General features: G+C 66.6%; 11 protein-coding genes. 7 read left to right on the plus strand and 4 right to left on the minus strand.

The genetic code is table 11. The features are described 5' to 3' along the window. The first annotated feature begins 140 nt into the window (after positions 1 to 140). Together BLQ28_RS29445 and BLQ28_RS29450 are read left to right on the plus strand one after the other, a co-directional pair. On the plus strand, positions 141 to 1946 hold the full coding sequence (locus tag BLQ28_RS29445) for an ATP-binding response regulator (protein WP_093246873.1): 1806 nt from the start codon (positions 141 to 143) through the stop codon (positions 1944 to 1946). Between the two features lie 328 nt (positions 1947 to 2274). Further along, positions 2275 to 2562, plus strand: a complete 288-nt coding sequence (locus BLQ28_RS29450; protein ID WP_093246874.1) for a hypothetical protein — start codon at positions 2275 to 2277, stop codon at positions 2560 to 2562. A 9-nt stretch (positions 2563 to 2571) separates the two neighbouring features. Here the strand turns inward: BLQ28_RS29450 and BLQ28_RS29455 are convergent, their stop codons facing one another. From BLQ28_RS29455 to BLQ28_RS29470, 4 genes are all read right to left on the minus strand, one after another. After that, positions 2572 to 2796 carry a hypothetical protein gene (locus BLQ28_RS29455; protein ID WP_093246875.1) on the minus strand — a complete coding sequence of 75 codons (225 nt, stop codon included), beginning with the start codon at positions 2794 to 2796 and terminating at the stop codon, positions 2572 to 2574. 95 nt (positions 2797 to 2891) lie between these two features. Further along, positions 2892 to 4001: an alpha/beta hydrolase gene (locus tag BLQ28_RS29460; RefSeq protein ID WP_176801263.1), complete on the minus strand. Its 1110-nt coding sequence runs from the start codon at positions 3999 to 4001 to the stop codon at positions 2892 to 2894. A gap of 539 nt (positions 4002 to 4540) precedes the next feature. Further along, positions 4541 to 4885 (minus strand): hypothetical protein, encoded by a 345-nt coding sequence (locus tag BLQ28_RS29465; RefSeq protein WP_143012602.1) that lies wholly within the window; start codon positions 4883 to 4885, stop codon positions 4541 to 4543. A 77-nt stretch (positions 4886 to 4962) separates the two neighbouring features. Further along, entirely contained in the window at positions 4963 to 5784 is an 822-nt protein-coding gene (locus tag BLQ28_RS29470) for a ferritin-like domain-containing protein (RefSeq protein ID WP_093246878.1), read from the minus strand. A 253-nt stretch (positions 5785 to 6037) separates the two neighbouring features. Between BLQ28_RS29470 and alaS the strand changes: the two genes are divergently transcribed. From alaS to BLQ28_RS29495, 5 genes are all read left to right on the plus strand, one after another. Continuing rightward, positions 6038 to 8662, plus strand: a complete 2625-nt coding sequence (alaS, locus tag BLQ28_RS29475; protein WP_093246879.1) for an alanine--tRNA ligase — start codon at positions 6038 to 6040, stop codon at positions 8660 to 8662. A 42-nt stretch (positions 8663 to 8704) separates the two neighbouring features. After that, on the plus strand, positions 8705 to 9721 hold the full coding sequence (locus tag BLQ28_RS29480; RefSeq protein WP_093246880.1) for a 2-dehydropantoate 2-reductase: 1017 nt from the start codon (positions 8705 to 8707) through the stop codon (positions 9719 to 9721). A gap of 62 nt (positions 9722 to 9783) precedes the next feature. Beyond that, positions 9784 to 11043: a D-amino acid dehydrogenase gene (locus BLQ28_RS29485; RefSeq protein WP_093246881.1), complete on the plus strand. Its 1260-nt coding sequence runs from the start codon at positions 9784 to 9786 to the stop codon at positions 11041 to 11043. Positions 11044 to 11228: 185 nt separating this feature from the next. Beyond that, entirely contained in the window at positions 11229 to 12215 is a 987-nt protein-coding gene (locus BLQ28_RS29490; RefSeq protein WP_093246882.1) for a Bug family tripartite tricarboxylate transporter substrate binding protein, read from the plus strand. Between the two features lie 12 nt (positions 12216 to 12227). After that, on the plus strand, positions 12228 to 13043 hold the full coding sequence (locus BLQ28_RS29495; RefSeq protein ID WP_093246883.1) for an SDR family oxidoreductase: 816 nt from the start codon (positions 12228 to 12230) through the stop codon (positions 13041 to 13043). The last annotated feature ends 22 nt before the right edge of the window (positions 13044 to 13065 follow it).

Genomic DNA, 13065 nt, shown 5'->3' on the forward strand with positions numbered 1-13065 from the left:
CCGCTTCATGCGGGCTTTTTGCTGCCTGCGGTGTGATTCAGCGAACCGAACATCTCGCAGCCATGCGGCAGGCAGCGCGCTGATTGGCCTGCACACGACGCCCAACCGCACCCCGTACCCCCAAGAACCCCGGACCTCGCATGACCAACCTTTCCCGGACCATCGACAGCCAACGCGTCTTCGAGGTGCAGATCTCCGTGCTGCTGCGCAGCTTCCCGTTCGCGTTGGGCGGCTCGGTGGTGTCGGCGTGCGTGGTGGCCTATGTGATGCTCGCCGTGGTCCCGAGGACACAGGTCACGGTCTGGCTGTCGGCCACGGTGTTCGTGGCGGCCTGCAGGTTTGTCGCCATGCTGTACTTCTACCGGGTGCGCCAACGCCCCGGCGCGGGCGAGCGATGGCTGCGGCAGATGGTGGCCGGCAACGTCGCGTCGGGCGTGTTGTGGGGGCTGCCGTTTGCCTACTGGACTTTCTTCGTCCCGCTCGAATACCAGCTGTTCTTCATCGTGGTCCTGTTCGGTCTGGGCACGGGCGCCATCTATTCCAACTACATGGTGCTGTCGGCGGTCTATGCGTTCCTGGTGCCGACCTTCGCGCCGACGTTCATCGCGCTTGCGACCCAGCCGTCGGCGGTCAATCTCGCGCTGGTCGCGAGCGGCGTCGCTTACCTGGTCGCGACGGTCGCTTTCATCCACCGCATGAACCGGACGCACCTGAATGCATTGCAGCTGAGCTATGAAAACCTGGCGCTGCTGCAGCAGGTACGGCTCGAGAAGGAGGCCGCCGAGCGCAGCGACCTCGAGAAGTCGCGCTTTCTGGCGGCGGCGAGCCACGACCTCCGGCAGCCGGTTCATGCGATGAGCCTCTTCCTGGGTTTGCTCACGAACGAGCGGCTGTCGGAGCACGGGCGCTATCTGGTCGAGAACATCACCAAGGCGAGTGCCGCCATGGGGCATCTGTTCGATGCCTTGCTCAACATCTCGCGGCTGGACGCGGGGGTGATCCATCCGCGGCTTCAGAACTTTCCGCTCGACCGGTTGCTTGACCAGATCCGCACCGAATACACGCCGCAGGCCCAGCAAAAGGGGCTGGCGTTGAAGGTGCGCCACAGCAAGGCGTGGGTCTACTCCGACCCGATGCTGCTGGAGCGCATCCTGCGCAACCTGATCAGCAACGCGATCGCCCACACGCCCGGCGGGCGCGTGCTGATCGGTTGCCGCATGCGTGGCGGGTGCGTCCGCATCGAGGTCTGGGACACGGGGCCGGGCATTCCGCCGCACGAGCACGAGCGCATCTTCTGGGAGTTCCACCAGCTGCAGAACCCCGAGCGCGACCGCAGCAAAGGGCTCGGCCTGGGCCTGGCCATCGTGCGCCGGACGGCCGCGCTGCTGGGGCACGCGTTGGCGATGCGCTCGATCGAGGGGCGTGGCACGGCGTTCCTGTTGAGCGTCGAGTCGAAGCGGGCATCGGTGGTGGAAGCGCCCGTGGCGGCAGGCGCCCTCGGTGCGACGGCGGGCGAGATGCCGCTGCTCGACACAAGGCCGGCCAAGGGCCAGTTGATCCTGGTGGTCGACGACGACGCGCAGAACCGCGAAGGGCTGCAGCTGCTGCTCGAAAGCTGGGGGCACCGCGTGGTTGCGGCACCGGGTGTGTCGGAGCTGGTGGCGCTGATCGCCGACGTGCCCGGCAAGCCCAACCTGATCGTGAGCGACTATCGCCTGCGCGAGCACGAGACCGGCATCGAAGCCATCGACCGGGTGCACGAGGAATACAACGACGACGCCATTCCCGCGCTGCTGGTCAGCGGCGACACCGACCCGGCGCGCCTGATCGAAGCCGCGGCCCGCTCGATTCCGGTCTTGCACAAGCCGGTCGAGGTCGAGGCATTGCGAAGCTGGGTCGAGAAGCTGCTCGTCGGAGGCGCGGCGCCCGGGAACAACCAGCCCTGAGCCGCCCCGAAAGCGCTGGTTGGGCGGCCGGAGTGATGCGCAAAGACCACTGTGCGGGCCTGAATCTTGCCGGCATCGAAAAAAATCCGGCGGCTGCCTCTTTCGCAGGCACCGCGTTGCAGGCCACGCCAGGCAAGGCTTTCGCGCAATGCGCACACGGTTTTCCACAGCATTGTCCCCATCAACCAGGGAAAACGCGTCACGACCGTGTGTTATTAGGCAAAAAGCACCGTGCCTGCAGTGAAAAGGTAGGGCGCCCGCCGACAGACGTACTGTGCCATCCGGGAGGAATATCGCTTTACCGCACTGTTGCGGGAAGGAGCGTGAAATGACGTTCGACTTCTTGTTTCGCCCGAGCCATACCGCGTACCTCCGGCGTGCGTCGGCATTGCTGGAAGAGGCACAGATGGCGCGCATCGAGCACCAGGCCGCGGCCGAGCACCACAGTGCGCTGGCCCGGATGTATGCCGAGCGCGTGCGGCGTCTGGAGAACGAGCTCTACCGGCAGCCGCGCGGCCCGGAACACGGCCCCGCGGACAGCGTTGCGGACGAACGGCCGCAGCTGTATTCGCTGGACGGAAGCCGCAAGCCGGGGCTGACGTCCTCCGCGCCGTAACCCGGTGCGCTAGCTGTGGAGCGGTTGCTGGGGGTCCGCAGGGCCCTCCGTTTCCGCATCGAGCCATTGCAGATCGCTCGGCGAGTACGGCCGGGACCATTTCATGCCGTCGAGCCGGACCCGGACCATCAGCCCGCGCACGGTGGTGACGGTGCCCAGGTGATCCTGAAACCGGACCCGGGCTCCCTTCTTGGCCGGCACGTTGAACCGCGCACAAATGTGCTCATAACTCATTCGTGGACACCCCTCATGGTTTGCTTGATGTCCTCCCTGTGGACTGCGTACGCAGCCGCCGGCCATCCGGATTCAAACCCCTGGTGCCGGCAGGCTTACCGCCAGGCCATGGCGTCGATCAGCCCCAGCACCTCGGCTTCGTGGGCAATGAAGAAATCGGTGTGGTTGGCCGGCTGGAAAGTCTTTTGCAGGCTGCCGGGCGGCAGCGCCGCGAGCAACTGCGCGGCGTCTTTCGTGCGCGCGGCCTGGAAGAGCTGAAGCATGTCGCTCGCGTCTTTTTCCGTCGCGGCATCGATCCGGGCCGGTAGCCATGGAAACATGTGCTGCCGGTCCCCCGGCAGCGTCGTCAGCGCCAGGGCGGGCGTGCGCAGGGGGCGGTAGTCCGGCGAGAACAGCCGGGCCGCCTTGTACATGGCCGCCATCACCTCGGCGGGCGTGTTGTTCTGGACGCTGCCGTCGGCGTTCACCTGGAGTTTGTCGAGCAGGTCGGCCTCCATCGGCGCCGACCAGCTCTGGTTGATGCGCTTGTTGAAGGCGATGGCCGCTGCCACCGAGGCGTTGTCGGCATCGGTGGGCGAGGGCTCCGTCAGCGCGGGGTTGTCGGATTCGCCCTCCTTGCTGCCATCGGGCGTGGCGGTGGTGTAGTCGAAGTTGGTGTCCAGGTAGACCAAACCGCGCACGCGTTCCGGATAGCGGCCGGCAAAGCGCGTGACCTGGTTGCCCGCGATCGAATGGCCGGCAAGCACGATGCGGCCGATGCCGAGGGCTTCGAGCACCTCGTGCACGTCGTGGACCAGCGTGTCGGTGTCGTAGGGATGGGTGGCGTCGGGCAGTGGCTTGTCCGACTGGCCGAACCCGCGGCAGCTGATGGCGATTGCGCGCCCGCGTTGCGCCAGTGCCAGCGCAAGGCTGTTGAAGTGCGCGGCCGTGGCGCCGAAGCCCGGCAGCAGCACGAACGTGGTGCCGCCAAGGCGGTCCGACTGCCAGTCCCGCACGTGCAGCGAAACGTCGGGCGCCACGAGGATGCGGCGATCGGTGACTTTGGCCGTGGTGGACGTGGGCGGGGTTGGTGGAAACGTGCCGAAGCCGCCGTCGCCAGAGCCTCCGCCGCCGCCGCAGCTCGCAAGAAGAAGTCCGGCCGGAAATGCGGTCGCGGCGCGCAGCAGGTGCCTGCGCTGTTCGGAATGGAATCTGGGTGAAAACAAGAAGGGCTCCGTCAGGGAAAAATCGGGCTTTGCACCGTTGCCGGATGCGTGACCTGACGGTATCCGCGGGGCTTGCCATCGGCCTGAAGGCGAACTGAAGGTGCGCTGAAGCGAACCTGGGGCCCGGCAAGGCAGGGGTGGGAATGCTGCGGGCAAAAAAATACCCGCCGAAGCGGGTTCGAGGAGCCCTGGTGGGCACTCTAAGTACGAACAGAGAGCTCTTCTTCTATGCGGCCCTGTTGCGTGACAGCACCGCCATGGTCGGCTGCGAGCGGCCCGGCCAATGTCAGTCAGAAATAGACAGTTGCCGTAGGACACTCTTAAAAACGTGAACAATTTGGCAGTTCTTATGCATGCAGGCATGTGCTTTCTCGGGTCCGCGCGCCGGAAGTGTCGGTCCTGTCTGACACGGCGATGTTGTCCGAGGGCCTAGATTTTGTGGACTCGCTTCGAAGTGCGAGTTCTCTGTGTGTGACAGCACTCAAGAGGTTCAACCCAGCCTTGCGCTGGGTTTTTTTTGCCCCGACCGCGGGGGCGAGTCAGCAAAGCTCGAAGCGGAACACTGTGGTCTGCGGATGGCTGAGCAGCGGCACGGTCACTTCGCTCGCGTGCTCCCAGGCCTCCTGCCAGGCGCGCGCGCTGGCGATCTGTGCCTCTGCCATGGTCCGGGCGCCGGACTCCATCTGGCTTGCCCACGCCCGGTAGCACTTGAGCACCTGGGCAGGCCCGCCGATGCGCTGCTCCAGCACCCGGATGAACGTGAAGCGCACTTCCATGAGATCCCGCAGCGAAAGGCTCGTGCCGTCGAGGTGCACGGTGTAGGGCTGCTCGTGACTGTCGTGGTGGTCGAACATCGAATCCGAATGCAAAAGAGCGGCGCTCAATTCGGCGGGCGTGGTGCGCTGCTCGTTAAAGGAAGATCCCGAAGCCCCGCCATGGGATTGGAAAGCGGCGGCCGCGCTCAGCGCAAAAACACATGCTGCATGAACTGCTTGATCGGGTACTGGATCACCGTCTGCACCCGCGCCGGAAGCTCCAGCGGGCGCATCAGCATCTTGAGCGTCGTGCCCGCGCTCAGATTGGTTCGGATGGTGCTGTTCATGCGCGCACTCAGCTGCTGCACATAGGCCGTGTCTTCGGCACGGGCCGGCGCGCGGGCCTTCACCACGTGGCGGATCGCGCAGTCGGCGTCTTCGCTCTTGAGTTCCAGCGTGCGCCGCCCGATGGTGCCGAACACGCGGAAGCGGCTGAGCCGCTCCTGCTCGCGGTAGCGGCGGAAGAAGCGGTAGAAGTGCTTGTAGTGATTGACCTCGTCGGTCGCGATGCGGGTCGCGAGGTCGCGCAGCACCGGCTCGGTGGTGCTGCGGGCCATGGCGCGGTAGTAGGTGGCGGTGCCGGTCTCGACCACGCAGCGCGCGGTCATTTCGAGGGCGCGGGTGGGGGCCAGCAGCTCGACCTTGCAATAGGTCGCGTACTCCTCGAGAAAGCCGTTGTAGGCCCTGTCCCATTCGAACTCCGGCCACACATGGCGCACGTAGGCGCGCAATGCCTTGCCGTGCTGCAGTTCTTCGGCTTCCCAGTAGTTCGAGAGCCAGTCGGTGACCTCGTCGTCGCCCCGGAAGAAGTCCACCAGGTTGTGCGTGTAAAGGTCCGACCCGCTTTCGATGAACGAGGCGGAAGTCACCAGGTAGAAAAGATTCTCGTCCGGACGCACCTCGTCGAGCGCGATGCGCGAGAAATCGAGATCCTCGATCTTCCAGTGTTCGGCCTCTTGACGTGCCATTCGGGCTCCTTGATTCATGTCGTACATATGAATAGGACGAAGCCGACCGTCTTTGGTTCGACCGAGTCGCTTCAGCGCGCCATATTAGCCGCGGCGCCCGGATCATGCAGTTTGCCCCTGTCGGGGCCGGGCGCCATAGCCAAACCTATAATCGTTTGTTCAAGCAAATCAAGCAGTTAGGCCGGTTCGCCGCAGTGGGTTCGACGAGAGGTCGCCATCGCAGGGCCGCCCTCGACAGAAGACGAATCCAAAGATGAGCCAGCCCACATTCACGGTCGCGGACATCCGCAAGACCTTTCTCGATTTCTTCGCCTCCAAGGGCCACACGGTGGTGCCCTCCAGCTCGCTGGTGCCGGGCAACGATCCGACCCTCATGTTCACCAACTCGGGCATGGTCCAGTTCAAGGACGTGTTCCTCGGTGAAGACAAGCGCCCCTACGTGCGCGCCGCCTCGGTCCAGGCGTGCCTGCGCGCCGGCGGCAAGCACAACGACCTCGAGAACGTGGGCTACACCGCGCGCCACCACACCTTCTTCGAGATGCTGGGCAACTGGAGTTTTGGCGACTACTTCAAGCGCGAATCGCTCACCTGGGCCTTCGAGCTGCTGACCCAGGTCTACAAGCTGCCGGCCGAAAAACTCTGGGCCACCGTCTACATCGAGGACGACGAGGCCTACGACATCTGGACCAAAGAGATCGGCCTGCCGCCCGAGCGCGTCGTGCGCATCGGCGACAACAAGGGCGGCCGCTACATGTCCGACAACTTCTGGATGATGGCCGACACCGGCCCGTGCGGCCCGTGCTCCGAGATCTTCTACGACCACGGCCCCGAGATCCCCGGCGGCCCGCCCGGCTCGCCCGATGAAGACGGCGACCGCTACATCGAGATCTGGAACAACGTGTTCATGCAGTTCGACATGCAGCCCGACGGCTCGGTCAAGAAACTGCCCGCACCTTGCGTCGACACCGGCATGGGCCTGGAGCGCCTGGCGGCCATCCTGCAGCACGTGCACAGCAACTACGAGATCGACATCTTCGATGCGCTCATCAAGGCTGCCGCCCGCGAAACCGGCGAGAAGGATCTGGGCAACAACTCGCTGCGCGTGATCGCCGACCACATCCGTGCCACCTCGTTCCTGGTGGCCGACGGCGTCATCCCGTCGAACGAAGGCCGCGGCTACGTGCAGCGCCGCATCGTTCGCCGCGCCATCCGCCATGGCTACAAGCTGGGCCAGAAGAAGCCGTTCTTCCACAAGCTGGTGCCCGACCTCGTCAAGCTGATGGGCGACGCGTACCCCAAGCTCGTGGCCGATGAAAAGCGCATCACCGAAACGCTGAAGGCAGAAGAAGAACGCTTCTTCGAGACGCTGGCCAACGGCATGGAAATCCTCGACGCGGCCCTGGCCGGCGGCGCCAAGACGCTGCCGGGCGAAGTCGCCTTCAAGCTGCACGATACCTACGGTTTCCCGCTCGACCTGTCGGCCGACGTCTGCCGCGAACGCGGCGTGAGCGTCGATGAAGCCGGCTTCAACGTCGCCATGGAAAAGCAGAAGGCGGCAGGCCGTGCGGGCGGCAAGTTCAAGATGGACCGCAACGTCGAATACACCGGCGCGGGCAACATCTTCACCGGCTACGACCACCTCGAAGAAAACGCGAAGGTCGTCGCGCTGTACCTCGAAGGCACGGCCGTGCAGGAGCTGAAAGAAGGCCAGAGCGGCATCGTCGTGCTCGACACCACGCCGTTCTACGCCGAGAGCGGCGGCCAGGTCGGCGACCAGGGCGTGCTGATCGCCGAAGGCGTTCAGTTCGGCGTCGAAGACACGCTGAAGATCAAGGCCGACGTGTTCGGCCACCACGGCACGCAAACGCAGGGCACGCTCAAGGTCGGCGATGCGGTCAAGGCTGCGGTCGACACCGCGCGCCGCGCCGCCACCATGCGCAACCACTCGGTCACCCACCTGATGCACAAAGCCCTGCGCGAAGTGCTCGGCGACCACGTGCAGCAGAAGGGCTCGCTGGTCGATGCCGACAAGACGCGCTTCGACTTCGCGCACAACGCACCCGTCACGCACGAGCAGATCGTCGAGATCGAGAAGCGCGTGAACGCTGAAATTCTCGCCAACGTCGCCACGCAGGCGCGCGTGATGGACATGGAATCGGCCCAGAAGACCGGCGCCATGATGCTGTTCGGCGAGAAGTACGGCGAGACCGTGCGTGTGCTCGACATCGGCACCAGCCGCGAACTGTGCGGCGGCACGCACGTCGGCCGCACCGGCGACATCGGCCTGTTCAAGATCGTCAGCGAAGGCGGCGTGGCCGCCGGCGTGCGCCGCATCGAAGCGGTCACCGGTGCCAACGCGCTGTCGTACCTGCAAGACCTCGAATCGACCGTGCACAGCGTGGCCGCCACGCTCAAGTCGCCGGCCGCCGAGCTGCAGGGCCGGCTTGCGCAGGTGCTGGAGCAGGTGAGGGCGCTGGAGCGCGAAGTGGGCGCGCTCAAGGGCAAGCTCGCATCGTCCAAGGGCGACGAACTGCTGGCGCAGGCCATCGACGTCAACGGCATCAAGGTGCTGGCCGCCAAGCTCGACGGCGCCGACGCCAAGACGCTGCGCGACACCATGGACAAGCTGAAGGACAAGCTCAAGACCGCCGTGATCGTGTTGGCCGCCGCCGATGGCGACAAGGTGCAGATCGCGGCCGGCGTCACCGCCGACAGCACCGGCAAGGTCAAGGCCGGCGAGCTGGTCAACTTCGTGGCCCAGCAGGTCGGTGGCAAGGGCGGCGGCAAGGCCGACATGGCCATGGCCGGCGGCACCGATGCGGCTGGCCTTCCGGCCGCGCTGAAATCGGTGCAGGCCTGGGTTGCCGAACGCGCCTGACGAACCGCCCGCCGGTCAACTTCCACACAAAGCAAGCACTTCATGCCTGACGCGATCCCCGGTGAAGTGCTTGTGATGGGGGCCGGCACCATCGGTTGCTTCATCGGCGGCAGCCTCGCGGCGGCCGGTGTGCCCGTGACCTTCGTCGGCCGTCCGCGCGTGCTGGAAACGCTCGCGCGCAACGGCCTGACGCTCAGCGACATCGACGGCGGCAACCGCAAGCTCCCGGCTTCCGCGTTGCGCCTGTGCGAACAGGTGCCCGTGGGTGCCCGGCCCGCCCTGGTGCTGCTCTGCGTGAAGAGCGGGGCCACGGCCGAGGCGGCAAGCGAGCTGGCCTTTGCGCTGCCCGCCGGCACCGCGGTGGTCTCGCTGCAGAACGGTATTTCCAATTGCGTGGCCGCGTCGCAGGCCGGCCCGTCGCTCAATGTGCTGCCCGGCATGGTGCCGTACAACGTGGCCGAGATCGGCGACGGTGCCTTCCACCGCGGCACGCCCGGCCGGCTCGCCGCCGGCGACGACGCGGCGCTGCGTCCCTGGCTGCCCGTGTTCGAGCGCGCCGGCGTGCCGCTCGACCTGCACGCCGACCTGCTGCCCGTGCAGTGGGGCAAGCTGCTGCTGAACCTCAACAACCCCGTCAATGCGCTTTCGGGCCTGCCGCTGCGTGCGGAGCTGATGCAGCGCGGCTACCGCCGCTGCTTCGCGGCGCTCATCGACGAGGCACTGGGCGTGCTCCACGTCGCGGGCATTGCGCCAGCGCAGGTCGCGGCCGTTCCGGCGCAGCGCCTGTCGGGCCTGTTGCGGCTGCCCGACTGGCTGTTCCGCATCGTCGCGGCGCGCATGTTGCGCATCGACGCCAAGGCCCGCTCCAGCATGGCCGACGACTTGGCGCTGGGCCGCCGCACCGAGATCGACGCGCTCAGCGGCGAGGTGGTGCGGCTTGCGCAAGAGCATGGCCTGAGCGCGCCACGCAACGCGCGCATGGTCGCCTTGCTCGACGCGTGGCCGCAACGGCCCAAGCCGTGGCCGGCACGCCAATTGCAGGATTCGCTGGGCCTGTAGCGCCCGTCCTGTACCAAGCCCTGTACCCTCGGGAGCGTCGCGGCTTTCAAAGGGTTGTTCTCATGCAGGTCCTGATTCTCGGCAGCGGTGTCATCGGCACCTCGGTGGCTTACTACCTGGCGCGCGCCGGGCACGAGGTGACGGTGCTGGAGCGCCAGGCGGCGCCCGCGCTCGAAACCAGCTTCGGCAACGCGGGCGAGGTCTCTCCCGGCTACTCGGCGCCCTGGGCCGGGCCCGGCGTACCAGTCAAGGCGATCAAGTGGATGCTGATGCAGCACAGCCCGCTGGTCATCAAGCCCATGCTTGATCCGGCCATGTGGCGCTGGGGCCTGTCGATGCTGCGCAACTGCACGCAGGCGCGCTACGAGATCAACAAGGGCCGCATGGTGCGGCTGGCCGAATACAGCCGCGATTGCCTGAAGGCCTTGCGCGCCGACACCGGCATTCGGTACGACGAGCGCATGCAGGGCACGCTGCAGCTGTTCCGCACGCAGCAGCAGCTCGACGGCACGGCAAAAGACGTCGAAGTGCTCAAGGCCTCGGGCGTGCCCTACCAGGTGCTCGACCGCGAAGGCTGCGTGCCCTACGAGCCCGCGCTCGCCACGGTCAAGGAGAAATTCGTCGGCGGCCTGCGCCTTCCGGGCGACGAGACCGGCGACTGCTTCAAGTTCACGCAGGCCCTGGCCAGGCTGGCCGAGGCCCACGGCGTGAAGTTCCGGTTCGGCGTGAACATCCAGGCCCTCGACCATGACGCAGGCAAAGGCGTGACGGCCGTGCGCACCGATGCGGGCCACTTCACCGCAGACCGCTACGTGGTCGCACTCGGCAGCTACTCGCCCGCGCTGGTCAGGCCGCTGGGCATCCGCCTGCCGGTGTATCCGGTCAAGGGCTTCTCGATCACCGTGCCCATCACCGATGCGCGTGGCGCGCCCGAATCCACCGTGATGGACGAGACCTTCAAGGTCGCCGTCACCCGCCTGGGCGACCGCATCCGCGTCGGCGGCACCGCGCAGCTCTCGGGCTTCGACCTGAAGCTCGATGCGGGCCGCCGCGACACGCTCGAACACGTCGTGACCGATCTCTTTCCGAAGGGCGGCAACGTGCGCGACGCCTCCTTCTGGACCGGCCTGCGCCCCATGACGCCCGACGGCACGCCGGTGATCGGCAACACGCACATCCCCAACCTGATGCTGAGCACCGGGCACGGCACGCTGGGCTGGACCATGGCCGCCGGCACCGGCCGCGTGATGGCCGACCTGATCGCCGGCAAGGCGCCCGGCATCGACATGGAAGGCTTGACCGTGGCGCGCTACGGCGGCTGAGCTTCTTCCCTTCAAAGCAGCGTCTGCAAGCAGGGCGGCCCGAAAGGGCCGCCCTGTTTTCGTTGGGTTGCAACTCTCAGGGTTTTCACTTAGTCATGAAGTTGTCTTCCTCGTTATTCTTCGTGGCGTTCCATTAATAAATCGTTGTTTCTTTAGTGAAACAAAACCGATCCCAACGGACCCCGATGAAACACACCCGCCGCCATGCCATCGCCGCCGCCATTTCCATGGCGGCCGCTTGCGCCACCGGACTCGCCTGGGCCGACGCCTATCCGAGCAAGCCGATCACGCTGGTCGTCGCCTATCCGGCCGGTGGCGACACCGACGCGCTGGCGCGGCTCTTCGCCGAAAAGCTGGCGACGCGCATGGGCCAGCCCGTGGTGGTCGACAACCGACCCGGCGCCAGCGGCATCATCGGCAGCGCCTACGTGTCGAAGGCAGCGCCCGATGGCTACACGCTGCTGCTTGCGCCCAGCACTTTCTCGATCGCGCAGCTGGTGCTCAAGACCAATGGCGCCTCGGCCTATGACGTGCTCAACGGCTTCACGCCGATCGTGCAGACGGGCAGCCAGCCGCTGTTCCTGGTGGCGAGTGCCGGCAGCGGCTTCACCAGCCTGAAGGACGCCGTCGCCGCCGGCAAGGGCGCAGGCAAGTCGCTGTCGTATGCCAGCCCGGGCAGCGGCTCGCCGATGCACATCCTGGGCGAGATGTTCGCCCGCGCCTCGGGCACCAACCTCGCGCACGTGCCGTACAAGGGCGTCGCGCCCGCCGTCAACGACGTGCTGGGCGGTCATGTGCCGGTGACCTTCATCACGCTCGGCCCGGTGGCGCCTTACTTCGCCAACGGCAAGCTGCTGCCGCTGGCCGTGGCCTCGCGCGAGCGTTCGCCGCTCGCGCCCAAGGTGCCGACGCTGGCCGAGCTGGGCTACAAGGACGTCGAGGTCACGGCCTGGAACGGCCTCTGGGGCCCGCGCCACCTGTCGCCCGAGATCGTGAAGACGCTCAACGGCCACTTCAACGAAATCCTCAAGATGCCCGAGATCGTCGCGCGCATGGCGGTGCTCGGCACCGCGCCCGTGGGCGGCGACGCCGACGTGCTCGGCAAGATCAACGCCGCCGACTTCACGCGCTTCGGCAAGGTCATCAAGGAACTCGGCATCCAGGCCGACTGAGACTGAACACCCATGTCCGAACTCAAAGCCATTCCCGATCCTTCGAGCCTGCAGTCGCTGCTCGCCGAACTGCCCGCCAACCTGCTGGCCGGCCGCCGCGTCCTCGTGACCGGTGGCGCGCGCGGCCTGGGCCTTGCGTTCGCGCAGTGCATCGCCGCGGCGGGCGCCAGCGTGGTGCTGGCCGACATCCTCGGCGAGCTGGCCGAGACCGAGGCCAAGGCGCTGCGCGAAGGCGGCCACAAGGCGCATGCGCTGACCGTCGACCTGGCGGACCCCGCGTCCATCGACGCTTGCGCCGCCGAAGCGATCCGCCTGCTCGGCGGCCTCGATGGCCTCGTCAACAACGCCGCCATCACCAACTCGGGCGGCCGCGATGCGCACCAACTCGACATCGACACGTGGGACCGCGTGATGAACGTCAACGTGCGCGGCAGCTGGCTCATGGGCCGCGCCTGCCGACCGGCACTTGCGGCAAGCGGCCGTGGCGCGGTCGTCAACCTCGCTTCCGACACCGCGCTGTGGGGCGCGCCCAACCTGCTGGCCTATGCGTCGAGCAAGGGCGCCGTCGTTTCCATGACGCGCTCGCTGGCGCGCGAATGGGGCGGCGACCACATCACCGTCAATGCCGTGGCACCGGGCCTCACGCTGGTCGAGGCCACCGAGTACGTGCCGATGGCGCGCCACCAGAAATACCTCGAAGGCCGCGCCATTCCGCGCGAGCAGCAGGCCGCCGACGTGTGCGGTGCTGCGCTGTACCTGCTTTCCGGCCTCGCACGCTTCGTGACGGGCCAGCTGCTGGCCGTCAACGGCGGCTTTGTCATGCACTGAACGAATTTTTCCGACGAAGGAG

The organism is Variovorax sp. EL159 (assembly GCF_900100965.1).
Taxonomy (GTDB): Bacteria; Pseudomonadota; Gammaproteobacteria; order Burkholderiales; family Burkholderiaceae_C; genus Variovorax.